At 37.5% G+C, this 23,961-nt stretch carries 15 protein-coding genes, 1 rRNA gene and 9 pseudogenes; 17 read left to right on the top strand and 8 right to left on the bottom strand.

The features are described from left to right. Positions 1–84: 84 nt before the first annotated feature. Positions 85–735: a peptide chain release factor N(5)-glutamine methyltransferase gene (prmC, locus tag LZ575_RS21675; RefSeq protein ID WP_311195894.1), complete on the bottom strand. Its 651-nt coding sequence runs from the start codon at positions 733–735 to the stop codon at positions 85–87. Positions 736–819: 84 nt separating this feature from the next. Beyond that, complete coding sequence (locus tag LZ575_RS21670) at positions 820–1,263, bottom strand: GNAT family N-acetyltransferase (RefSeq protein ID WP_311195893.1); 444 nt, start codon at positions 1,261–1,263, stop codon at positions 820–822. A 27-nt stretch (positions 1,264–1,290) separates the two neighbouring features. On the opposite strand from LZ575_RS21670, the pseudogene ribD reads away from it, so the two are divergent. The 4 genes and pseudogenes from ribD (at position 1,291) to LZ575_RS21650 (ending at position 4,431) form a co-directional block, all read left to right on the top strand. Further along, positions 1,291–2,358 (top strand): annotated as a pseudogene (gene ribD / locus LZ575_RS21665) (bifunctional diaminohydroxyphosphoribosylaminopyrimidine deaminase/5-amino-6-(5-phosphoribosylamino)uracil reductase RibD). After that, positions 2,336–2,944 (top strand): HAD family phosphatase, encoded by a 609-nt coding sequence (locus LZ575_RS21660; RefSeq protein ID WP_235327298.1) that lies wholly within the window; start codon positions 2,336–2,338, stop codon positions 2,942–2,944. The pseudogene ribD and the gene LZ575_RS21660 overlap by 23 nt, the downstream one beginning before the upstream one ends. Then, positions 2,941–3,815, top strand: a pseudogene (locus tag LZ575_RS21655) (EamA family transporter). The gene LZ575_RS21660 and the pseudogene LZ575_RS21655 overlap by 4 nt, the downstream one beginning before the upstream one ends. Positions 3,816–3,822: 7 nt before the next feature. After that, positions 3,823–4,431, top strand: coding sequence for a YigZ family protein (locus LZ575_RS21650; protein ID WP_235327296.1), 609 nt, complete (start codon positions 3,823–3,825; stop codon positions 4,429–4,431). Here the strand turns inward: LZ575_RS21650 and LZ575_RS21645 are convergent. Continuing rightward, positions 4,428–4,827: pseudogene (locus LZ575_RS21645) on the bottom strand (acyl-CoA thioesterase). The gene LZ575_RS21650 and the pseudogene LZ575_RS21645 sit on opposite strands and share 4 nt — an antisense overlap. A 204-nt stretch (positions 4,828–5,031) precedes the next feature. On the opposite strand from LZ575_RS21645, the gene dnaA reads away from it, so the two are divergent. The 3 genes and pseudogenes from dnaA (at position 5,032) to LZ575_RS21630 (ending at position 7,691) form a co-directional block, all read left to right on the top strand. Next, on the top strand, positions 5,032–6,459 hold the full coding sequence (dnaA, locus tag LZ575_RS21640; protein ID WP_235327294.1) for a chromosomal replication initiator protein DnaA: 1,428 nt from the start codon (positions 5,032–5,034) through the stop codon (positions 6,457–6,459). 9 nt (positions 6,460–6,468) lie between these two features. Next, positions 6,469–6,929, top strand: a pseudogene (locus LZ575_RS21635) (low molecular weight protein-tyrosine-phosphatase). 30 nt (positions 6,930–6,959) lie between these two features. Next, positions 6,960–7,691 carry an SAM-dependent methyltransferase gene (locus LZ575_RS21630; RefSeq protein ID WP_235327291.1) on the top strand — a complete coding sequence of 244 codons (732 nt, stop codon included), beginning with the start codon at positions 6,960–6,962 and terminating at the stop codon, positions 7,689–7,691. Here the strand turns inward: LZ575_RS21630 and LZ575_RS21625 are convergent. The 4 genes and pseudogenes from LZ575_RS21625 to dapF form a co-directional block, all read right to left on the bottom strand. After that, positions 7,688–8,347, bottom strand: a pseudogene (locus LZ575_RS21625) (peptidoglycan-binding protein LysM). The gene LZ575_RS21630 and the pseudogene LZ575_RS21625 sit on opposite strands and share 4 nt — an antisense overlap. A 166-nt stretch (positions 8,348–8,513) precedes the next feature. Beyond that, positions 8,514–9,551, bottom strand: a complete 1,038-nt coding sequence (gene mltG, locus LZ575_RS21620; protein ID WP_235327289.1) for an endolytic transglycosylase MltG — start codon at positions 9,549–9,551, stop codon at positions 8,514–8,516. After that, positions 9,541–10,068: a GNAT family N-acetyltransferase gene (locus LZ575_RS21615; RefSeq protein WP_235327287.1), complete on the bottom strand. Its 528-nt coding sequence runs from the start codon at positions 10,066–10,068 to the stop codon at positions 9,541–9,543. Before LZ575_RS21615 ends, mltG begins: the two co-directional genes overlap by 11 nt. Beyond that, a pseudogene (gene dapF, locus LZ575_RS21610) lies at positions 10,062–10,851 on the bottom strand (diaminopimelate epimerase). The gene LZ575_RS21615 and the pseudogene dapF overlap by 7 nt, the downstream one beginning before the upstream one ends. Before the next feature lie 133 nt (positions 10,852–10,984). Between dapF and LZ575_RS21605 the strand changes: the two are divergent. From LZ575_RS21605 to LZ575_RS21560, 10 genes and pseudogenes are all read left to right on the top strand, one after another. Next, positions 10,985–12,397: a trypsin-like peptidase domain-containing protein gene (locus LZ575_RS21605; protein ID WP_235327285.1), complete on the top strand. Its 1,413-nt coding sequence runs from the start codon at positions 10,985–10,987 to the stop codon at positions 12,395–12,397. A gap of 127 nt (positions 12,398–12,524) precedes the next feature. After that, a complete protein-coding gene (locus LZ575_RS21600; RefSeq protein WP_235327283.1) occupies positions 12,525–13,973 on the top strand; it encodes a glyceraldehyde-3-phosphate dehydrogenase in 1,449 nt (482 codons plus the stop codon). Between the two features lie 108 nt (positions 13,974–14,081). Then, a complete protein-coding gene (locus LZ575_RS21595; protein ID WP_235327281.1) occupies positions 14,082–15,176 on the top strand; it encodes a DUF748 domain-containing protein in 1,095 nt (364 codons plus the stop codon). Between the two features lie 100 nt (positions 15,177–15,276). Further along, on the top strand, positions 15,277–15,861 hold the full coding sequence (locus LZ575_RS21590; protein ID WP_235327279.1) for a hypothetical protein: 585 nt from the start codon (positions 15,277–15,279) through the stop codon (positions 15,859–15,861). A 48-nt stretch (positions 15,862–15,909) separates the two neighbouring features. Beyond that, positions 15,910–16,590 carry a tRNA (guanosine(37)-N1)-methyltransferase TrmD gene (gene trmD / locus LZ575_RS21585; RefSeq protein ID WP_235327277.1) on the top strand — a complete coding sequence of 227 codons (681 nt, stop codon included), beginning with the start codon at positions 15,910–15,912 and terminating at the stop codon, positions 16,588–16,590. A 113-nt stretch (positions 16,591–16,703) separates the two neighbouring features. Continuing rightward, positions 16,704–17,055 (top strand): annotated as a pseudogene (gene rplS / locus LZ575_RS21580) (50S ribosomal protein L19). A gap of 717 nt (positions 17,056–17,772) precedes the next feature. Beyond that, a pseudogene (locus LZ575_RS21575) lies at positions 17,773–19,996 on the top strand (NADP-dependent isocitrate dehydrogenase). A 137-nt stretch (positions 19,997–20,133) separates the two neighbouring features. After that, positions 20,134–22,506, top strand: a pseudogene (locus LZ575_RS21570) (TonB-dependent receptor). A 4-nt stretch (positions 22,507–22,510) separates the two neighbouring features. Beyond that, entirely contained in the window at positions 22,511–23,317 is an 807-nt protein-coding gene (locus LZ575_RS21565; RefSeq protein ID WP_235327275.1) for a DUF4249 domain-containing protein, read from the top strand. 46 nt (positions 23,318–23,363) lie between these two features. Further along, positions 23,364–23,549, top strand: a complete 186-nt coding sequence (locus LZ575_RS21560; RefSeq protein ID WP_311196136.1) for a DUF6095 family protein — start codon at positions 23,364–23,366, stop codon at positions 23,547–23,549. A gap of 199 nt (positions 23,550–23,748) precedes the next feature. Here LZ575_RS21560 and rrf read toward each other — a convergent pair. After that, a 5S ribosomal RNA gene (gene rrf / locus LZ575_RS21555) occupies positions 23,749–23,858 on the bottom strand. Positions 23,859–23,961 lie beyond the last annotated feature (103 nt).

Here is a 23,961-nt window from a genome sequence, read left to right as displayed (position 1 = left end):
TTGATTTCGAAGAACAATTTTCCGCCACGTTTTAAAGATCCTCCTGCTAATTTCGTGATTTTCCTGTAAAATATCAGCGGGTCCTCATCTTTTACATATAAAGCTGTTGCTTAGCTCGTGCTCAAGAACATTCCTCTGCATTTCCTTCTTCTCCAACTCCCTTACATAAGGCGGATTGGAAACTATGACATCATATGTTTCTTGTAGACTTTCCTGCTGAAGAATATCAGCTTTAATAAAATGTACCTCAGTATTATTTATAGCTGAATTCTCCCTTGCGATTTCCAATGCTTTCTCAGAAATATCTATTGCCGAAACTCTCGACTGCGGAAGGTTTTTCGCCAGGCTGATTGCTATACATCCACTTCCGGTACCAATGTCGAGAATTTTTATTCTTGCTGAAGGTTTCACCTCATCGAGAATCCACTGCACCAGCTCTTCGGTTTCCGGCCTTGGAATCAGAACGTTTTCATTTACCCGAAGGTCCATTCCGAAAAATTCAGTTTCACCTATTATATATTGAATGGGTTCATGATTCTTTAGCCGAAGCAAAGCAGTATCAAATTTTTTTTGATCTTCATCAGAAATCTCTGCCTGCGGATTCAAAGCAGCATCAATGCGGCTCATCTGCAGAAATTTCAGGGACAGAAGATTAAAAAATGAACTTATTTCCTCCGGAGGATATTCATCCTTTAAGTCATTTGTAAATATTTTCTTTAACTGATAGATTTCCAAAATTTGAGAAACTTTAGTTACTCCCCCTTTGGGGGTTAGGGGGCTTATAAATCCTTGATCATCCAGACCGAACAATTGTAATGGCTAGGTAGTTCCCATAGGTCCTTCAATAGACTCAAATCCTGTGCGGGCGTACAGTTTTCTTGCATGTTCCATATAAGGCATAGTCTCAAGGTAACATTTCTTATACCCGGCATCTTTTGCAAATTGGAGGCAGGTTTGCATCATCGCAGCACCTATTCCCCTGCCCCGTGCTTCCGGAAGAAAATACATTTTTTGAAGCTCACAAATATCGGGTTCTCCGGGTAAAGGCGCAATCCCCGCACAACCAAGTATCTTATCCTCTTCTTCAACCACAAAATATTCCTTTTTTGGCTCATCATAGTAGCCATACATATCATCAAGAGATTTGTCTTCATAGGCTGTACCTACTTTAGGAACTCCCATTTCCACCAGTACATTTCTAACCACCTGTGCAACCTGCTCATTGTCCTTAGGTTGAATTTCACGAATTTTATAACTACTCATTCTCGTATTAAATCCTATTTTTGATGCGTGAATATACACGAAAAATATACTAGCAGATGCATTGAACTCGCCCAAAATGGTCTTGGTACCACCTACCCAAATCCTATGGTAGGAAGTGTAGTGGTTTATAATGACAGGATCATTGGGGAAGGCTGGCACAGGAAAGCCGGAGAACCCCATGCGGAAGTCCACGCGATAAATTCAGTTAAAGACTCTGAGCTTTTAAAAAGGGCAACGATCTATGTGAGCCTGGAGCCATGCAGCCACTATGGTAAAACACCTCCCTGCAGCGATCTCATCATTGCCCGAGGTATTAAAAAAATTGTTATTGGAACAGTTGATCCTTTCGACAAAGTTGTGGTAAAGGAATTAAGAAGTTGCTGGAAGCAGGTTGTGAAGTAAAAGTTGGAATCCTGGAAGAGGAATGCCGGGAACTTAATAAAAGATTTTTCACTTCTCTTTTAAAGAGACGACCTTATATAATTTTAAAATGGGCAAAATCAGCTGACGGTTTTATTGCTCCTTTGCCGCAGATGGATCAAAAGCGGGAGCCTGTTTGGATTACGAATAAATATACCAATCAACTGGTGCATAAATGGCGAAGTGAGGAACAGGCAATATTAGTAGGCACGAACACTGCTGTTGCTGATAACCCCAAACTTAATACTAGGCTTTGGGATGGACCCAGCCCCACCAGGGTAGTAATGGACCGGAAACTTAGGATTCCTGAAGATTCAGCTCTTTTTGACGAATCTATTAAAACTATTGTCATCTGCGGAACGAGCTCTGAAAAAAACCCAAGTTCCAAAAATCTAATTTTTGAAGAAATAGATTTTGAAAAGGAAATCGCACAGCAGATTTGCGATGTGCTTTACTAGCACGAATTACAATCGATCATAATAGAAGGGGGAACGCAAACTCTGGAAACTTTTATTTCCGCAGGTTTATGGGATGAGGCAAGAATACTTACAGGAAAAGTAAATTTTAAGGAAGGAATAAAAGCACTAAGCTCTACCGGAAAATCCTGCTACTACAAGTTCAACTACAGGAGATCTATTAATAATTTACAGAAATGATAAAGACAATTATATTTGATTTTGGTGACATTTTTGTCAACCTCGATAAACCTGCAACAAAACGGGAGCTGGAAAAGCACAAAATTGATGGATTTACAGATGCCATCCAGGAGTGTAATAAAGACTATGAAAAAGGTTTAATCACTTCAAAAGAGTTTATACATAAATACACTTCAGAATATCCTCAACTTAATCAGGAGGCTTTTAAACATTCATGGAATTCTATTCTTGTTGAATTTCCCAGATACAGATATGATTTTCTGAAAAAACTTTCCGAAGAAAAAGATTTTCAGCTTATTCTACTAAGTAATACTAATGAGATCCATATAGACTGGATTAAAGATAATGTTCCCTTTTTTGAAGAATTCAAAAATTGCTTTGACGCTTTTTACCTCTCGCACGAGATTAATTTCAGAAAACCTGATGCAGCTATTTATAAATATGTACTGGAACAACACGATCTAAATCCGGAGGAGTGTTTGTTTATAGATGATACTAAGGAGAACACAGATGCGGCTGCTGAATTGGGTATTCATACCTGGAACCTTGAACCTACCCGTGAAGATGTAATAGATCTTTTTACTGCTAAACAAGAGCTGTTTTGATCTACCTGATCTTAAGTGTCCTCTCTTCGAGTGTAATATTTGTAATTTTCAAATTGTTCCAGAAGTACGGTGTCAATTCCCTGCAGGCGATCATAGTTAATTATTTCATGGCCTGTACGGTGGGTTTTTTTGGTTTTTTGGGTGATGCAGACATTTCTTCTGTTCCATCAAAGCCCTGGTTTGCTTAAGCACCATATTCCTGGGAATTCTCTTCATTGCAGTTTTTAATCTGGCTGCTATAACCACTCAACACAGCGGACTTTCAGTGGTTTCGGTTGCAACAAAAATGTCGGTTGCCATTCCTGTCATCTTCGGTATAACATATTTCAATGAAAGCACAGGATGGGTCAAAGTAACCGGGATTCTTCTTGCTTTGGCAGCTGTATATTTAAGCTCCATAAAAAGCAGGGATGGAATAGCTATAAAAAAGGAGAATCTTATTTTCCCCATTCTCGTCTTTGTGGGGAGCGGGGTCATTGATACCACTATTAAGTTTTTGGAAGCAACTTATGTTGAAGAAGCTGATGTTGCATTGTTCTCTTCTACAATATTTTCTATGGCAGGTGTAGTAGGCACCTCTGTACTAATTTTTCAGGCTTTTCGTGGATCTCTCCGAATAACCGGGAAAAATATTCTTGGAGGGCTTGTGCTGGGAATTCCTAATTACTTTTCAATTTACTTCCTGGTCTTAGCTTTACGAAGCGAAGGATTTGACAGCTCGACCATATTTACGATAAATAATGTAGCCATTGTTTTACTTTCTACCCTCCTGGGGATTATTCTCTTCAGGGAAAAACTGATACCCAAGAATTGGATTGGGATTGGCCTGGCCATTCTAAGCATTATCTTAGTAGCTAATAGCGGAATATAACTTATTCATGAGCGACACCTATAAGACAATACTAAAACCCGGAGAAGAAGTTTTGTTCAAAGACAAGAGTTCAAAATTCTTTGGATACACTTTTCCGGTGACTTCAGAAGAGCATGCCGCAGTCCACCTTGAGGAATTGAGGAAAAAACATTCCAAAGCACGACATTGGTGTTACGCCTGGCAAATTGGAAAGGAGGAATTGCATTATCGTGCAAATGATGATGGGGAGCCATCTAACTCAGCAGGAATGCCAATATATGGTCAAATACAGTCTTTTGATGTCACCAATATCCTAATTGTTGTGGTGAGATATTTTGGAGGTACTAAATTAGGAGTAGGAGGCTTAATTAATGCTTATAAAACCACAGCTCAATTAGCTTTGGAGAACAGTAAGATAATTACAAGAACAATTGATGAAATTTTTGAAATACGATTTGATTATCCTGAAATGAATATAGTCATGCGACTTATCAAAGAACACGACCTAAATATTTTGAAACAGGACCTTGCTTTGGACTGCCAAATTATTATTACTGTAAGAAAAAAAGATGCAGAAGAAATATTTACCAAATTTGATAGTATTTATAAAGTAGAAATTCGAAAACAGGAAAATTAATCCTTCAATTTTTCCAAAATATATTCAGGACATTTTATTGGTCGCTTTGTTTTAGAATCCATAAAAACCAGAACAGTTGAAGCTGTGGTTATCACCTCCCCGGCTTCATTAAGGATTTTATACAGGAATTCAATTTTGACCCCCGGAATCTCCTTTAAATTGGTTTCAATTTTAAGAAGGTCATCAAAAGACGCTAAGTTTAATAAATTTTGTTTGGAGGGAGTAAACCGGAAGCATAATTCCCTCCTCTTCCATCCTTCTATAAGAGATACCAAACTGCTCAAGCCACTCCAAACGGGCGATCTCAAAGTATTGAGCATAATTCCCGTGATGAACCACTCCCATTTGATCGGTTTCAGCGTATCGTACTTTAACAGTGGTGCAGTGAGTTTTCATAAGAAATTAAGGTAATTTTCGTTTGTGGTTTTGTACCTTCATAACCCGAAGGAAGTATGCATAAAATTTTCTTAAAATTCAATAATAATAGATTTTTTTTTAAGGTATTTTGTTCACATATTTGTTTCACTAAAAAAATTAGAAGAACCTGTTTTTTTCTAATTTGGGATCATCTACTAACCTATAAATAACCTCAAGTTTAGCATGTCAAAAACTGCGCAATCAGTTTGGAATAGCTGTCTGGCTTTTATCAAAGATAACATTACTCCTCAAGCCTACAAAACATGGTTTGAGCCGATACAAGCAGTAAAACTTACCGATTGTGCATTGAGTATACAGGTTCCTTCAAAGTTTTTTTACGAGTGGCTGGAAGAGCATTATGTGAAATTGCTGAAGGTTTCTTTAACCAAAGAACTTGGTGAAAAGGCCAAATTGGTTTACGTAATTAAGATGGAAAACACTTACGGAAACAAATTACCTTTTACTGAAAAAATACCCAGCACCCAGCGCAGCCAAATGGCTTCTCAGGAAGTAGATGTTCCTGTAAAAAACAGAAATCCCGAACTACGAAATCCTTTTATTATTCCGGGTATCCGGAATGTAAAAATAGAGTCCCAGTTAAATCCTAATTACAATTTTGAAAACTTCCTGGAGGGAGATTCTAACAGGCTGGCAAGATCTGCAGGCTTAGCAGTGTCTAATAAACCTGGTGGAACTTCGTTTAACCCGCTGTTGATATTTGGAGGAGTTGGATTAGGAAAGACTCACCTGGCCCATGCCATTGGAGTAGATATTAAAGACAAGTATCCGGAAAAGACAGTTTTATATATTTCTGCTGAAAAATTTACACAGCAGTATATAGAATCTGTAAAGAAGAATAACAGGAATGACTTCATTCATTTCTACCAGATCATTGATGTACTTATAGTGGATGATATTCAGTTGCTTTCGGGTAAAGCCGGAACACAGGATGTATTCTTCCACATTTTTAATCACCTGCATCAAAATGGTAAGCAGGTTATTCTCACGAGTGATAAGGCGCCTGTCGATATGCAGGACATTGAACAACGTTTGTTGTCCCGATTTAAATGGGGTCTTTCAGCAGAGCTTCAACATCCTGATTTTGAAACCCGGGTTTCTATTATAAAGAACAAATTGTATCGTGACGGGGTGGAAATGCCAGAGGATATTATCGAATTCCTCGCTAACAACATAAAAACTAATATCAGGGAGCTGGAAGGTGCTATAATTTCTCTTATTGCTCACTCTTCATTCAACAAGAAGGACATCACCCTGGAACTGGCTAAGAAAATTGTTGACAATTACGTCAAAAATACCAAACGAGAGGTTTCGATCGATTATATCCAAAAGATAGTGAGCGATTACTTCCAGATGGATGTAGAAACATTACAATCAAAAACCCGGAAACGCCATATTGTTCAGGCCAGGCAACTGGCAATGTTCTTTGCCAAGAAATTTACCAAAGCCTCCCTTGCGAGTATTGGCAGCCAGATAGGAAAGCGTGACCACGCAACGGTACTACACGCCTGCAAAACAGTAGACAATCTTGCAGCAACAGATAAGCAATTCAAGAAGTTTGTTGAAGATCTCAATAAAAAACTTACTCTATAAAAGAAAAATATGAAAACCAAGGTGTTAATGGTGTGTCTGGGAAATATTTGCAGATCACCCCTGGCCGAAGGAATTCTGAAATCTAAAGTTGATCCCAATAAAGTACAGATAGAAAGTGCCGGAACAGGAGACTGGCATATAGGAAATTCCCCGATCCTCGTTCTATTGCTGTTGGAAAAAAATACGGGGTAGATATTACCGACCAGTGTGGAAGGCAATTTGAACCTGCAGATTTTGATCGCTTTGATCACATTTACGTGATGGATTCTTTCAACTATCATGATGTTTTAGCACAAGCCAGGAATGAAGAGGATAAGAACAAGGTAAAAATGATCCTGGACGAGATCTTTCCCGGAGAAAAAGTTGATGTTCCCGATCCTTATCATGGAGGAGAACACGGTTTTGAAAACGTTTACCAAATGCTTAACGAAGCATGCGAAGTAATTGCTTCAAAACTGGAAAAGGAATAATTCTTTTTTTCTACCAATAATACTCAACAAATGGCCCAGCCTTCTTTCCAATATTCGGGAAAACTATATTTAATTCCCACCACTTTGGGTCCTTCCAATCCCATTGAGGTGCTCCCCTACTCCATTAAAAAAATAATAGAAAAGGTGGACCATTACATTGTTGAAAATGAAAAAACTGCCAGAAGATCCATCAAAGAAGTGGTACCCGGCAAAAAACAGCCTTTGCTTAAATTAAGCCTCCTAAATAAATTTACTGAAGCCTCCAGTTTATCTGGTTTTTTAGATCCTTGTAAAGATGGATTGGACGTGGGTCTCTTAAGTGAAGCAGGATGTCCCGGGGTTGCAGATCCCGGTGCCGAAATTGTACAAATTGCCCATTCTATGGGAATTCAGGTTGTACCATTGGTAGGGCCATCTTCAATTCTTCTTGCAATGATGGGCAGCGGTATGAACGGCCAGAGTTTCACTTTCCATGGCTATTTACCTATAGATAAAAAAGAGAGAAAACAGGAGCTAAAGAATTTGGAAAGGATTTCTCTGGAGAGAAAACAGGCACAAATTTTTATTGAAACTCCTTACAGGAACAATGCTTTTTTAGAAGATATGACAGCTGTACTGCATCCCGGAACACGTTTATGTGTAGCCTGTGATCTCACCCTGCCTTCTGAATTTATTTTGACGCAAACAATTGCAGCCTGGAAGAAAACAAAAGTGGACCTTCATAAAAGGCCCACTATATTCGTGCTTCAAAAGGAAAATTAAGCTTTATAGACTATCGCACTCGCTTTTCTGTCAGCTTCAATAAGTGAAGTGTCGTAGCCTCCAAATTTCTTCAGGTAAAAACCTAAGGTTGTTCCAAAAGCATCGCTAAATCCGCTTTCGCCCCAGCTTCTCAAATATTTCTTTACACTTCCGGGGGTAAGCAAGGTGCGCGGCTGCAAGAATTCCCGATTCCGTTATTTCTATTCCGTTTATCAGCTTTCCTTGAAATTTCTCAATATCCCGTCTTAAGATCCATTTGTTCCTGGCTGCATTCGCATAAAAGGCCGCTTCCTGTAATTCCGGAGAATTGATAAAGAAGTTGGTATCTTTTATACCAATAAGACTTAGAGTACCTTTCCCGAATTGATATTTACCCAGGTAACCGAATTCATTGATTGCTTTATAATTCCCACGAGATTCTTTAAACGCAAGGGCCTCTTTAAAACCTGTGTAAGACCTGCCCAGGACAGGATACATCTTAGTAGCATTCTTTTCTTCCTGAAGACTATCTTCAGGCGAGGTTGCCTTGTACTCCAATTTCACATTGGGAGAGGTGGCAAACATTTCTAAATCTGCAGCCTCTTTAGTAGAGAAACTGAAAAAGATTGAACCAGCAATAATAGTAGGATTGAAAATTTAACAACTTTCTTTCTCATATATTTTGATTCTGAAATGGCAACAAGACAAAAACGATGCCCCTTTCAAATTTCGCCGGGCGAAGATACAACATTTAACATTAATCTGATCTTCAGCCTTTTAAACCAAAAAGGGAATGAAGTTGAAAAAACTCCATCATCAGTAAACGTAAAATTCTGAGAAATATTATCTTTTAACTCCCTGCTGGTTAATCCACCTCACATAAGCCTGTTTATTCCGATTATGCTGGGCCAGGGTTTCAGCAAATTTGTGATAGCCAAAATTTTCTACATCGGCCACGAAATAAAAGTACTTGTGATCCTCATAATTTAAAACGGCATCAATAGAAGAAATATCCGGCATGGCAATTGGGCCGGGTGGAAGTTCTTTGTATTTATAAGTATTGTAAGGCGATTCAAGAGTTAAATCCTTGTAAAGCACTCTTTTTATAATTGTGTCAAAATTATTATTCTCCTGCTTAATTGCATAAATTACTGTAGGATCTGCGTCCAGCTTCCAGCCATTCTTATACCTGTTCATATACACTCCAGCAACCTTTGGCCGCTCATCTACTTTAGCAGTTTCTTTTTGAACTATAGAAGCTATTACAGTGACCTGGTGAGGTGTTAAACCAATTTGGTCAGCTTTTTTCAGTCGTTCTTCTGTCCAGAATCTCTCATACTCACGTTTCATTCTTTTTCGAAAATCTTCAGCAGAAGTATTCCAGAAAAATTCATATTGATTAGGAATATACATTCCTAAGGCATTTGCAGTGGTAAATTCATTTTGTTGCAAAAATTCACTTTCTTTCATTGCCTCCAAAAGCTCAGTGCTGTCTGCTTCAATTTGTGTAGAAATTCTTCCGGCAAGATTTTCCAGCCTTTCCTGATTATTAAAAATCACTCGTACAGGATCATTTCCGCTCCTCAGCCTGTTAATAATATCATTGTTGTTCATGCCTCTTTCCAAAGTGTACTTTCCAGCCTTTGGATCATAACCTTTTTTTTGAGCAACCTGGTGAAAGGAAGAAACATCTTTTAAATGCGGTTTTAAGCTGTCCAGAACTACTTCATAAGTAGCACCTGTGGGAATATAAATTGTTACTTTCTGTTCTTCAAAAGCAGTATTTGGAGAAAATATGTAATTATATATGTTATAGCTGAAGATCCCCAGAACAACCAGTCCTATAAGGGCAACTACTAATAGTATCCTTTTAATGTACATTGATTAATTGATATAAAACCTCGTCTTTAAATTGCCCATTGATGAGCACCCAGTCCTTCTTAATGCCTACTTTGCTAAAACCACTCTTTTCAAACAAACTTATACTTGCAGAATTATCTATGGTAACATTAGCATAAACCTGGTGCAGGCCAAGGTGAGAGAAGCAATAATTACACACAAGTGAAATCACTTCTGCTCCATAACCCTTACGCCGTTCCTCCTTCTTTGCAATTAAAATTCCAATTGCAGCTCTTCTGTCCCTCGGTTCAAGATCAAAAACATCAATCATTCCCAATTGAACCTGCTCATAATTACATATCATAAGACGTAATTGTTTCACATCAAAAATGTCCCGGTGAGAATTTTGAATATACTTTTTGATCAGGTACCTGGAATAAGGAACTTTGGTAGCACTTACTTCCCAAAATTCTTCAGTGTTTTCGACCTCATGAATAAAATCCAGATCTTCCGGCTCAAGAGCTCGTAGAAAAACTTTATTTCCTTTAAGAGTTAACATTCTATTTCTCCTTCAAAAACAAATTCTGCAGGCCCTGTAAGCCAAATATTCCTGTAAGTATGGTCCTTTCTTTCAAACGTGACCCTTAAAACTCCTCCCGGTGTACTAAGCTTAACTTCCTTTTCAGTAGTTTTTCCCATAGCGTGAACTGCGAGAGCAACAGCGGTTACTCCCGTTCCACAGGAATAAGTTTCATCTTCCACTCCTCTTTCATATGTACGAACGAGATAAGAATTTGCTCCTTCAGCCTGTACAAAATTTACATTGGTCCCGCCACCATCTTCGTAAAGCTGAGAATACCGGATTTTTGCACCTTCTTTTTTAACATCTATTTCCCCTACCTCTTCGGTAAAGATGATGTGGTGAGGAGAACCCGTGTTCAAAAAAATAGCATCTTCATTTAAATTGCCCGCCGGAACATCCTTCATTCTTAAACTTACAGTACCGTTTTCTATGATTGCTTCGTGTGGACCATCTATTGCTGTAAACCTTCCTTTATCCTGAATTATGTTTAAGAATTTTGCAAAGGCAACCAGGCATCTTCCTCCATTACCGCACATGCTACTCTCATTACCATCAGAGTTGAAATAAACCATCTTAAAATCATCTCCCGCCACCTCAGGATGTTCCAGGAGTATCAGCCCATCTGCTCCTATGCCAAATCTTCTGTGACAGAGCCAAGCTTATAACGTTGGCATCATTTTTGGAAAATAGATTATCACGGTTATCAACCATAATAAAATCATTTCCCGTTCCGTGGAATTTGAAAAATTTTATTTTCATCAGGATTTATCTTAACCTGAGCAAAGGTACAACAATATCAAAAATTTGTACGTTTATATTAACAGACTAAGGTCCAATCCGGGAACAAAAAATAAACTCAAATAATAACTTTTAAATAAAAAAGGATTTACAAATGAAAAAATTCACAACCCTATTATTCGTTTCAATGTTGGGAGGAATATTGACATTAGGCTCCTACAAGATCTTTTTAGAAGAAGATATTTTCAATCTTGATGAGGTTCAACAAACAACTGTTCAAAATCCTTCCGCAGGAATTCTACAAGTCTCATACGAATCTAAATTCTATGGAACCAATGCTGATTTTACTGAGGCAGCAGAAAAAACTGTTCACGGAGTGGTTCACGTAAAAAATGTTGCTGTTTTTGGCCCCTCAAAGAGTGTTTGGGAACACCAATACCGGGGAGAAGGCGGTGGTAAAGCTTTGAGAGGCGCAGGGTCTGGTGTTATTATCACTCCTGACGGATATATCGTTACTAATAACCACGTTATTAACGGTGCAAACGAAATTGAAGTTACACTTAATAATAACAAAACTTACAAAGCCGAAGTAATAGGAACTGAACCTTCAGCAGATATTGCTCTAATTAAAATTGATGCTGAAAACCTGGACTATCTTCCTTTTGGAAATTCAAATAATATTCGACTTGGGGAATGGGTTCTTGCAGTAGGTAACCCTTTTAATTTAACATCAACTGTGACTGCAGGAATTGTTAGTGCAAAAGCCAGAGATATTAATGCCTACGATGGAACACCACAATCTTTTATACAAACTGATGCTGCCATAAACCCCGGAAATAGTGGTGGTGCTTTAGTCAATATTAATGGGGAACTTATTGGAATTAACACCGCAATTACTTCTCAAACGGGTAGTTATATAGGTTATGGTTTTGCAGTGCCTTCTAATAACGCCAGAAAGATAGTAGAAGATATCCTGGAGTATGGAAATGTTCAAAGAGGAATTTTAGGAATTCGTGGGCAGGATGTCAACCAGGGAATCTCCCGAAAATTAGATCTTCCCGTTGCACAGGGAGTTTTGGTAGGTGATGTTGATTCAGAAAGTGGAGCTGCAGTTGCAGGTATTAGACAAGGCGATGTTATAAGACAAATTGACAATATCGAAGTGCGAAAAATGTCCGATTTAACTGGATACATTGGTTCTAAGAGGCCTGATGATGTTGTAAAAGTAACAGTTATAAGAGAGGGCAGGGAACGCAATTTAGAAGTGAAACTTACGAAGTATGAAACTTATGCAATTACCCCTATAGGCCTTGAGGTTACTAATGCTTCAAAAGAAGACCTGCAAAGATTTAAGACAACCAATGGAGTAAAAATAAGCGGTGCGCTAACGGGAGATGAGCAATCTCAGGCTCTAATTGGTATCATCATTACTAAACTTGATAACCAAAAAGTAAATGACATTTCAGATGTAAAGAAGATTCTTAATTCGAAAAACCCCAAGGAACCTCTTAGCGTAACCTTTGTAAACAGTAAAGGAGAAGAACAAACTTATATCTGGAGACAGTAAAATTAGTTTATCATTAAATACCCGCTGATAATTATAGCGGGTATTTTTTTGTTGAAATTTTTTACGAAAACGATTGAAATATATACTTTTGCAGCGTTTTTAAAAATATAAATCTTAAAAAGACAAAATGGGCTATAACGAAGTTTACGAAAAGGAACTCTCTTTTCAGGCAGACCGCAGACGTGCGTCGGTTGAATTTATTAAAATTATAAGTGATCTTTGGTATGACAAATCCATTGAACTTGTATTATTCAGAAATCAATTAATAAATCTCAATGTTAGTGACATCCTCAATCTTCACGAATACGCAGGTGCCTTTGTTGAAAAACCCATTTCCATATTTGACTCAGTAGAAATTGCACAGGCTATAAAGGATCTGGATCTTCCTCCCGCCAAACTGGATATTGGGAAATTAACTTATGAATATCACCTGGAAGATGTAGAATATCATAATGCAAAAGCTTTCCTCAGCGGCAAATTAAAAGACGCCAGGAATTATAAAGAAGTTACCCCCAAAGATGTCGTTCTCTATGGTTTTGGAAGAATTGGAAGGCTTCTCGCGAGGGAGTTAATGACCCGTACAGGAAAAGGTAATCAATTAAGATTAAGAGCTATTGTTACACGCGGGGAAATTGATGCTACTGTTCTTGAAAAAAGAGCGTCTTTATTAAAAAGTGATTCTATTCATGGAGACTTCTCCGGAACGGTCACAATAGATATGGATAATTCTGCTCTTATTATTAATGGCACTACCGTTCATATGATCTCTTCGGAAGGACCTGAAGAAATTAATTATACCCGCTATGGGATTGAGAATGCTTTAATTATTGACAACACAGGGGCCTTTCGGGATCAGAAAGAATTAAGTAGACACCTGTCGAGCAAAGGTGCCTCTAAAATTTTATTAACCGCACCGGGAAAAGGAATTCCCAACATTGTACATGGAGTAAATCATAAGGAGTATAATCCCGATGAGAATGATATTTTTTCTGCAGCGTCCTGCACTACAAACGCCATTGCTCCTGTGCTAAAAGCAATAGAAGAATCTTTGGGAGTTGTTCATGGGCACCTTGAAACCATTCACGCCTACACAAACGATCAAAACCTGGTAGACAATATGCACAATAAATACAGGAGAGGTCGTGCAGCGGGATTAAATATGGTTATTACTGAAACAGGAGCGGGAAAAGCAGTAGCCAAAGCTTTGCCTGTTCTTGAAGGAAAATTAACATCTAATGCTATTAGAGTTCCGGTTCCAAACGGCTCCCTGGCAATCCTAAACCTGGAAGTGCAAAAAGCTACCAGTGTAGCAGAAGTTAACGGGTTAATGAAAAAATATGCCTTGGAAGGAGAAATGGTTGAACAAATAAAATATTCTTTAGATAATGAATTAGTGTCAACTGATATTGTAGGATCTGCCCAGCCTTCTATTTTTGACAGCAAAGCTACAATTGCAACCGAAGAAGGGAAGAATATAGTTTTATATATATGGTACGACAATGAATATGGATATAGCCAACAAGTTATAAGGCTGGCCAAGAATATTGCAAAAGTTAGAAGGTTTACATACTATTAAATAAATCATATTGTTTCAATACATACCTGCTCCGGCAGGTTTTTTTTTGGCAATAATTTAACTGCCTAACTAAACTCTAAAAACCAAATTTGTATAAATCTTTGTAATATGAGTACTGAAAAGAAGAAGCATAAAGTACGCAGGAAGAGATTTATAATTCCTTTGACCATACTTGTTGTTCTAATAATTGCCAGACTCCTTCTCCCCTATTTTCTCAAGAAATACGTCAACAAAACTCTGGATAATATTCCAGGATACATGGGCCACGTTGAAGATATAGATGTTGCTCTTTACAGAGGCGCGTATGTCATAGATGGACTTATCTTAAGAAAATTAAGTGCGCAGACCGACACCCCTGTACTCGACTTTGAAAAGTCAGATATTTCAATAGAATGGAAGTCTTTGTTTAAAGGTAAGGTCGTAAGTGAAATTATCCTGCACAATCCTAAATTTAATTACATTTTTGAAGATCAACAAAAAGAACCTGTAGAAGGAGAACCCGATGTTGATGACTGGACTGATGCTTTAACCAGTTTAGTTCCTATAGATATAAATCATCTAAATGTTCATAATGGCACTGCTAATTTTGTGCAGTTATCTGCCAGTCCTGAAATAAGTATGTTCCTGGAGCAAATCAATTTAGATGCTACAAATTTAAGTAACGTGGTAAACGAAGAGGAAGTTTTACCGTCTAATCTTTATGCCAAAGCCATTTCTATTGGAGGCGGAGATGTAACAATTTCGGGAAACCTAAACCTTCTCAAAGAAATTCCAGATATGGATATAGAAGCTTCAATACGCAAAGCTGATGTTACCAAGCTGAACGATTTGATCAAGAATTTCGCCGGAGTGGACTTTGAAAGCGGCACCTTTGAGCTCTATAGTGAAATTGCTATTGCAGATGGTTATATAAAGGGATATTTAAAACCTATGTTTATAAATACTAAGATCCTGGGTAAAGAAGAGGATGAAAACTTCTTTGGTAAACTTTGGGAAGGATTTGTGGGTGCCTTAAAATTTGTATTTAAGAATCAAAGTACAGATACTCTTGCCACAAGAGCACCTATTGAAGGAGATCTAAATAAGCCTGACACCAGCATTTGGACTACCGTTTTGAACATTTTTAAGAACGCCTGGATCGAAGCTTTCCGGGGGCAGGTAGATAAAGACATAGAGTTTGAGGATGCAGCAAAAGCAAATTAGTGTTTGAACAAACTTTCTTTTAATTTTTATTACTTGTAAATTTGCGGCAATAAGTTTTTTACCTGCACGTTGTGTAGGTACTTTAACCAAAAAAGAGCAAATGAAGAAGGTACTATTTTTAAGCTTTACTGCCCTGGCCTTAAGTGGAACATTAAACGCACAGGACACAATTCAGCAAAGAAATCCCGTAGAAGAAGATTTTAATTCTTTAATTGAAAATTCCAATGATTACCAGGGTTACAAAGTTGTAGATTATAACGAACTAGTTACATTAAAGAACAAAGCGGCCCAGCACTTTTCCCGTATTAATGAGGAAGTAATTACTCAAAAAAATACAATAGACCAGCAACAGGATAAAATAAATGCTTTACAGGCAGAACTGGATGAGACCAGGGAGAATCTGGACAGGGTGAATGAGGAAAAAGATGCAATAACTTTTCTTGGAATGCCCTTTAGTAAAGGAAGCTACATGGCTCTAATGTGGGGTATAGTTGGGGTGTTAATTTTAGCTCTTCTCTTTTTTATTTTCAGATATAAGAAAAGTCATTCCCAAACAACCGAAGCTAGAGAAAAATTATATGCTACCGAGAAGGAATTTGATGCCTACCGTGCAAAAGCACTTGAGAAAGAACAACGACTTGGCAGGCTTCTTCAGGATGAGAGAAATAAAGCAAGCGACAATTAAAATTCAATAGCTCAAAATTTTTTACCACCTCTGTTTAAAGCTACCTAAATGCGAATAGACATTATTACAGTTGTTCCGGATATTCTCACCAGCCCCTTTGATGTTTCAATTCTCAAACGAGCTATAGAAAAAGGCCTGGTTGAAATTCACCTTCATAACCTGAGAGACTATGTTACTGATAATTATCAGCAAATAGATGACTATCAATTTGGCGGTGGAGCAGGAATGGTAATGATGATAGAACCTATCGATAAGTGCATTTCGGCTTTAAAAGCAGAAAGGAATTATGACGAGGTAATCTATATGACTCCGGACGGTGGAACTCTAAATCAAAAAATGGCAAATACCTTATCGCTTAAAGAAAATGTAATTATTCTTTGCGGCCATTATAAGGGGGTCGATCAACGGGTAAGGGATCATTTTATTACAAAGGAGATTTCCATTGGAGACTATGTATTATCTGGAGGTGAATTAGCTGCAGCAGTACTTTGCGACGCTGTGATAAGGTTAATCCCGGGGGTACTGGGCAACGAGACTTCTGCACTTACAGATTCTTTTCAGGATGATCTTCTTGCTCCTCCTGTTTATACCCGCCCTGCCGAATACAATGGCTGGAAAGTTCCGGAAATTCTCACCTCCGGAAATTTCCCTAAAATAGAAACCTGGAGGGAAGATCAATCATACCTGAGGACCAGAAAGTTAAGACCTGATCTTCTGAAAGATGAATAGAGAAAATTCCTCTTGTTTATTAACATTTATTTCTTAATTTTGCACTCGTTTCTAAACCAACCTCTGGCGAAAACCGTGAATGTTGCTTTAGAATCCATTATAAACATATAACTATGGAATCGTTAATTCAATTCGTTCAGGACGAATTTGTTGCAAAAAAAGATTTTCCGGAATTTTCTGTAAGTTGATACTATCACTGTGTATTACGAAATTAAGGAAGGCGCTAAAACCCGTACTCAGTTTTTCAGAGGGGTTGTAATTCAGGTAAAAGGAACCGGATTATCAAAAACCTTTACTATTAGAAAAATGAGTGGTACTGTTGGGGTGGAGCGTATTTTCCCAATTAACCTGCCTGCACTTCAAAAAGTTGAAATCAACAAACGAGGTAAAGTAAGAAGAGCCCGAATTTATTATTTTAGAGGCCTTACAGGTAAAAAAGCCCGTATTAAAGAAGAAAGAAGATAATTTTTTTCTTCATCTTACACTTTTAAAGCTCCAGAAATGGAGCTTTTTTTGTTGATAATTTTAAACATTCTCATCTTCCCCTGTAAATAGAAACCTATATAAAGAGCCGGGAATAAAGAACACAAATTAATTCCGGGAAATTCAAAATAGCTAAAAATATCGGCTATAAACTGTTGAAAACTAACCACCTAAAGCTCTTGTAAAATATTTAGTTTGGTAGTATCTTGTAAGTGTATTTAAGATAAGGATTGACACAAGGATTTCCTCAAATTTCAAATACGGTAAAGCATTGATCTTTACATAAGTTTTTATCTTCTATAGAACGTTATTTTGCTTAACGCAAAAATAGTTTGAAAGATAAAAGCAATTTTGATATAAATTGTGCGCGTTCGTGGCAATTTATATCAGGTGAAATAGCGCACGCGGTAAGTTGTGGTAATTGACTTATTAGATTTTCAGAAAATCCGACGGTAAAGCGTTATTTCGTTAGAAGCCATTTCAAGATACTTGTTATATTGAAATGGCTTTTTTTTGTTTCAACTCTTCACCTAAGCTTTAGGAGTTTTAAGCTATGAAAAAATCTTCAAAAAGCTTATCTTCGCAACACTGGGTGTTTTTGCCCAGACTAATTTCATTTTAAACCTAAAATTGCAGGTCCTTTAATAGTACTACAAATACTCTTTACAAGTATCTGTTTAAAAAATTAAAGAATATACTATGACTCAAAAATCCAAGATCTTTTATACAAAGACTGACGAAGCCCCTATGTTGGCAACTTTTTCCTTTTTACCTATTGTGAGAAGTTTTACAGCAAGTTCAAATATTTCAATAGAGCCTTCAGATATTTCACTTGCGGCAAGAATACTGGCTGCTTTTAATGATAAACTGCCAGCAGAACAACAGGTGCCCGATGCTTTAAAAGAACTTGGTGAACTTGTAAACAAACCGGAAGCAAACATTATTAAGCTCCCTAACATAAGTGCTTCTGAACCACAACTTGAAGCAGCCATAAAAGAATTAAAAGCTAAAGGATATAGCCTTCCTGATTATCCATCGGAACCCAAAAATGATGAAGAAAAGGAAATTAAAAGAAAATACGATCAGGTTAAAGGTAGTGCTGTAAACCCCGTGTTACGAGAAGGTAACTCCGACAGGAGAGCGCCCCGGGCAGTAAAAAATTATGCTAAGGCTAATCCTCATTCCATGGGCGACTGGAGTAGCGAATCTAAAACTCACGTAGCAACAATGCAGGATGGAGATTTCTTTTCAAATGAAAGATCCTTAACAATAGAAAAAGCGGGAAATATTAAAATCCAGTTAGAAGATGTAACTAGTAACAGCAAAACTCTAAAAGAGAACCTAAAAGTTCTTGAAGGGGAAATAATTGACGCTACCGTGATGAGCAAAAAGGCCTTGCTTTCTTTTCTGGAAGAGCAGGTGAAAGATGCCAAAGAAAAGAACGTTCTGTTCTCTCTTCATATGAAGGCGACCATGATGAAAGTGTCTGACCCTATTATATTCGGTCACGCCGTAAGGGTGTTCTTCAAAGATCTATTTGAAAAACACGGAAAGGACCTGGAGAAAATTGGAGTAAATGTAAACAGTGGTTTAGGTGATCTTGTTAATTCCCTGGATAAACTGAATAATGAAAAACGTGCTGAAATTGAGGCAGATTTAAAATCTGGTTTTGAAAATGGGCCTGATCTGGCTATGGTAGACTCAGATAGAGGCATTACAAATCTTCACGTACCCAGCGACGTAATTATTGATGCTTCAATGCAGGCAATGATTCGTACTTCAGGACAAATGTGGAATGCCGAAGGGAAACAACAGGATACTAAGGCTGTCATTCCCGATAGTAGTTACGCAGGATTGTATGCTGCAACTATCGAGTTTTGCAAAAAACACGGTGCTTTTGATCCTACAACAATGGGAACAGTACCTAACGTGGGATTAATGGCACAAAAAGCTGAAGAGTATGGTTCCCACGATAAAACTTTTGAAATTCCAACAGCAGGAACAGTAAAAGTTCTTGACCAGGAAGGAAAAACTTTAATTGAACACAAAGTGGAGGCCGGAGATATCTGGAGAATGTGCCAAACCAAAGACGCGCCTATTCAAGACTGGGTAAATCTTGCTGTTAACAGGGCAAAATCTTCGGGAATGCCTGCAGTCTTTTGGTTGGATAAAAACAGAAGCCACGACAGTGAAGTAATTAAAAAAGTAAATAAATACCTTGGAGAACTGGATACTTCAGATGTTGATATACAAATAATGTCACTTAGAGAAGCAACTCATTTTACCTTAAAGAGAGTAAAAGAAGGTAAGGATACTATATCTGTAACCGGAAATGTTCTTCGAGATTATCTTACCGATCTTTTTCCAATCCTTGAATTAGGTACAAGTGCAAAAATGTTATCTATAGTTCCTTTAATGAAAGGTGGAGGATTGTTTGAAACCTAGTGCAGGAGGATCTGCCCCTAAACATATTCAGCAGTTTTTAAAAGAAGGCCATTTGAGATGGGATTCATTGGGTGAATTTCTAGCCCTCGCGGTATCTCTGGAACATTTGGGTGAAAAATTTGATAATTCCAAAGCTCTTGTTCTTTCTGAAACTTTAGACACTGCGACAGAAGAATTTTTGAAGAATGACAAATCTCCATCCCGAAAGGTAAACGAACTGGATAACCGTGGGAGTCATTTTTATTTAGCTTTATATTGGGCCGAGGCTCTGGCCGCACAGGACAAAGATGAGGAGTTAAAAAATCAATTTTCTGAAATAGCCGAAAAACTTAAAGCAAATGAAGACCAAATTTTGCAGGATCTTATAAACGCTCAGGGAAAACCTGTTGATATTAATGGTTATTATTATCCTTCAGAAGATCTTACAAGTGAGGCAATGAGACCAAGTAAAACTTTAAATGAAATTCTTCAGTTTTAAAACCGAAGAATTATAATTTCTAAATAGCCGGAAAATTTTTTTCCGGCTATTTTTTTTTGTAAAATTCTGTATCAGCCTGATTTAGGTTGTATTCCATTGTCGTTATAGCTTATCTTTACAGGAAAATTTCTATTGATTTGAATAATTCCCTTACCTTCTTTCTCCTCTTCTTTTTTTCATTTGTAAGTGCACAGGAAAAATATACATTAAACGGAACAATAAAAGATGCATCCAGTAATGAGACCTTATTTGGTGCCAATATCCTGGTGCCAGATTTAAATATTGGCACGACCACTAACGAATATGGGTTTTACTCTCTTAAGTTACTATGCAGGAACCCACCGAATTTTATTTTCTTACGTGGGCTATAGTGAAGTTCAGGAGGAAATTACCATTACAGCTAATCAAACTAAGAATGTTTTTTTAAAAGAAAACTCTGAAACCCTGGAAGAGGTAATAATTTCAGATAATAGTGAAAGACTTAACATTAAGAAGCCGGAAATGAGTGTCAACCTAAGCTGGACATTGCTACTATACAACAGCTTCCGGTGGTTTTTGGTGAAGTGGACGTTATAAAATCTCTCCTTCTTCTTCCGGGAGTCTCAAATGCGGGAGAAGGCTCTTCAGGCTTTAATGTAAGAGGAGGTGCAGTAGATCAAAACCTCATTCTGCTGGACGAAGCAACCATTTACAATGCTTCCCATCTCTTTGGCTTGTTTTCAGTTTTTAATCCTGATGCTATTAAGAACTTAAAATTATATAAAGGTGGAATCCCGGCAAAATATGGAGGCAGGGTTTCCTCAGTTCTTCAAATTTATCAAAAAGATGGGAACAGCCGGGAATTTGAAGGCACCATAGTGGAATAGGATTAATTTCCAGCAGGCTTTTACTTGAAGGGCCACTGGAAAAAGATAAAGGTTCCTTTTTAGTGGGAGGTAGAAGCAGTTATGCACATCTATTTCTAAAATTAGCAGACAATCCAAACTCCGCATATTTTTACGACCTGAACACGAAGCTTTCTTACCGTTTAAACAATAAAAACACTATTCTTTTTTCCGGTTATTTTGGTCGTGATGTTTTTAATATCAATGAAAATTTTAAAAACAAATACGGTAATGCGGTTTTTAATCTTCGCTGGAATCAGGTTCTGTCAAAAAATGTCTTCACTAATCTTTCAATCATTTACAGCGACTATTACTATGGGCTTACACTCGACTTCGTAGGATTTGACTGGAATAGTGGAATAAGAAATTTTAATTCGAAATATGGGTTTGAACATTATATTAATGAAAATCTAAGCCTGGATTACGGTATTCAAAATACTTATTACGAATTTAATCCGGGGGAAATTGGTCCAAATTCTGAAGATTCCGGGATAAGTTACTTTGAGCTTACTAAAAAATATGCCTTTGAAAATGCTGTTTATTTTTCTTTGGAGCAGGATTTATCAGAAAATTTTTCAGTAGAATATGGATTAAGGTTTAGTAGTTTTTTAAGGCTGGGGCAAAGGGAATTAAATCTTTACGAAAATGATAATCCCGTCATTTTTAATGAAACTTTTGGTATCTATGAAGAGGCAGATCCTATAGCAACCCATCAACTTTCCAAAGGGAAAATTGAAAAAGCCTTTCACAATTTTGAACCCAGGGCTGCATTAGCTTATAGCTTTAGTGATAAAAAATCTGTAAAATTAAGCTATAACCGAATGAGTCAATATCTTCACCTAATAACCAATACCAGCTCTCCTACTCCCTTAGATGTATGGGCTCCCAGCGGAAGATATATTGAACCGCAAATACTCGATCAGTTAGCAATTGGTTATTTTCAAAATATTAAAAATGAAGATTATTCTATTGAAGCTGAAGCATTCTATAAATATATTCAGGATAGGCTGGATTATATAGATGGTGCAAACCTGGTAGCAAATAATGCAATTGAACAGGTCTTATTACCCGGTAAGGCGCGTGCCTATGGTTTGGAACTTCTTCTAAGAAAAAATACCGGACGTTTTACGGGATGGTTGGCCTACACCCTCTCCAAATCTGAACAACAAACCCAGGGCAGAACTGCTGTTGAAACAGGCATAAACAATGGTGCCTGGTATCGTACTAATTATGACAAACCTCATGACATTTCTATTACTAAGTGCATATGAACTTACTAAAAAGTGGCGGTTAAATGCTAATTTCGCGTATCAAACAGGACTTCCCACAACTTATCCTACAGGGCAGTATCGTTTTGAAAATTTGACTATTCCAGTATACTCCCCCCGCAATAGTAACCGCCTTCCTAATTATCACCGTCTTGATATTTCAGCGACTTTTGTGCCGGGAAGTAGGGAAGGGAAAAATTATAAGTCTTCGTGGAATTTCGGAATTTATAATGTGTACAGTCGAAAAAATGCTGTTTCTCTAACTTTCAGAAAAAATCAGGATCTTGATAGGAATGAAGCAGTGAGACTTTCTCTATTTGGAATAATACCTTCTGTTACCTATAATTTTGAATTTTAACTCTATGAGAATCTTAAATAAATATTTAATTATCTGCACCTTATTTATTATTGCTGGATGTGAAGAAGTGGTCGATATTGACCTTGAGGAGAGTACACCTAAACTGGTAATAGAGGCTTCATTGCTGAAGGTAAAATCTATTCCTGATACTCCACATTACATAATACTAACTAAGACAGCTCCATTTTTTGAAGAAGAAATTCCTCCGGCAACTGAAGCTGAAGTAAAAGTCACTGACAGCGACGGACAGGTTTATATTTTTGAAGAAATTGATCCTGGATTATACCGGAATGAAGTTTTGGAAGCAGAACCGGGAAAGAGTTATCACCTTCAAATAAATTATCTCAACGAAACTTATGAGGCAACATCAACATATACTCCGGTTGCAGATTTAGAGTATGTGGAGCAAAATAATGAAGGAGGATTTAATGGCGATGACATAGAACTACGAGCATTTTATACAGATCCTCCCGAAATAGGTAATTATTACCTTTTTAGATTCCTGTATGATGAGCTTTCGTTGCAGATATATGAAGATGAATTTATAAATGGAAACCGATCTTTTGCTGTTTTTACAAATGAAGATCTTAAAGAAGGAGACAGGGTGAGTTTTGAAATTCAGGGAATTTCACGAAGGTACTATGAATATCTTTTTATATTGCGCTCCCAGGCGGGAAGTGGAGGTGGTCCTTTTCAAACCCAACCAACAGTTGTTAGAGGAAATATTGTAAATACCACCAATCCCGCGAATTTTCCTCTGGGCTTTTTTAGGGTTTCTGAAGTTGACAGACTGCACTACACTGTAGAATAAAGATGGGAACTATGAAGCACACTAACAAAACATTATTAGGTAAAGGATTAAAGTTTCTTGTAGCGCACTACCTCTCTCTGCACTGGGACCTGTTGTATTATACAGTGCTTTTAATAATCAGGAGCATCCTTTTTACATCCCCGTTCTCATTATTGGATTAGCTGCTTGTGTAGCTGCAATATTTTTAATGTTCAGGGGAATTACCACTCTTGTGCGGTCACTTTTTGAGTAAATTCCTGGGGAATACTCTTCATCCAGCCTAACATATAATTATTGCCCCTGGCTGAAGCCAGGGGCAATAAATTTCATATTATCCTCCCAGAATTTCCTTAAAATAAAACTATCAGCTGTCGCGGATTTGCAATCCGAGACAGTATTTCGATTTACTGCATAAAAAAACCCTTCATCGATTAGATGAAGGGTTTTCAAAAAGAAGGCGACGACATACTCTCCCACAATACAGCAGTACCATCTGCGCTAACGGGCTTAACTTCTCTGTTCGGAAAGGGAAGAGGTGAGCCCCGTTGCTATAGCCACCTTAAATCTTAAAGTAGTAGTGAGATATTAGTAGTGAGTAGTGAGACAAAATCTCAATACTCAATTCTCAATACTAACTTCTAATAAGTTAACATATAAGGAAATAA

This window comes from Antarcticibacterium sp. 1MA-6-2 (assembly GCF_021535135.1).
GTDB lineage: Bacteria > Bacteroidota > Bacteroidia > Flavobacteriales > Flavobacteriaceae > Gillisia.
Note: the sequence above shows the minus strand (reverse complement) of the source record. Positions and strands in the feature narration are given on the sequence as shown.

What these genes read in the sequence shown, in the direction of transcription:
- LZ575_RS21615 (WP_235327287.1), bottom strand. Translation starts at nt 10,068, where the DNA reads ATGTTAACTCTTAAAGGAAATAAAGTTTTTCTACGAGCTCTTGAGCCG.
- LZ575_RS21605 (WP_235327285.1), top strand. Translation starts at nt 10,985, where the DNA reads ATGAAAAAATTCACAACCCTATTATTCGTTTCAATGTTGGGAGGAATA.
- LZ575_RS21565 (WP_235327275.1), top strand. Translation starts at nt 22,511, where the DNA reads ATGAGAATCTTAAATAAATATTTAATTATCTGCACCTTATTTATTATT.
- LZ575_RS21630 (WP_235327291.1), top strand. Translation starts at nt 6,960, where the DNA reads ATGGCCCAGCCTTCTTTCCAATATTCGGGAAAACTATATTTAATTCCC.
- LZ575_RS21595 (WP_235327281.1), top strand. Translation starts at nt 14,082, where the DNA reads ATGAGTACTGAAAAGAAGAAGCATAAAGTACGCAGGAAGAGATTTATA.
- mltG (WP_235327289.1), bottom strand. Translation starts at nt 9,551, where the DNA reads ATGTACATTAAAAGGATACTATTAGTAGTTGCCCTTATAGGACTGGTT.
- dnaA (WP_235327294.1), top strand. Translation starts at nt 5,032, where the DNA reads ATGTCAAAAACTGCGCAATCAGTTTGGAATAGCTGTCTGGCTTTTATC.
- LZ575_RS21660 (WP_235327298.1), top strand. Translation starts at nt 2,336, where the DNA reads ATGATAAAGACAATTATATTTGATTTTGGTGACATTTTTGTCAACCTC.
- LZ575_RS21590 (WP_235327279.1), top strand. Translation starts at nt 15,277, where the DNA reads ATGAAGAAGGTACTATTTTTAAGCTTTACTGCCCTGGCCTTAAGTGGA.
- LZ575_RS21650 (WP_235327296.1), top strand. Translation starts at nt 3,823, where the DNA reads ATGAGCGACACCTATAAGACAATACTAAAACCCGGAGAAGAAGTTTTG.
- trmD (WP_235327277.1), top strand. Translation starts at nt 15,910, where the DNA reads ATGCGAATAGACATTATTACAGTTGTTCCGGATATTCTCACCAGCCCC.
- LZ575_RS21600 (WP_235327283.1), top strand. Translation starts at nt 12,525, where the DNA reads ATGGGCTATAACGAAGTTTACGAAAAGGAACTCTCTTTTCAGGCAGAC.
- LZ575_RS21670 (WP_311195893.1), bottom strand. Translation starts at nt 1,263, where the DNA reads ATGAGTAGTTATAAAATTCGTGAAATTCAACCTAAGGACAATGAGCAG.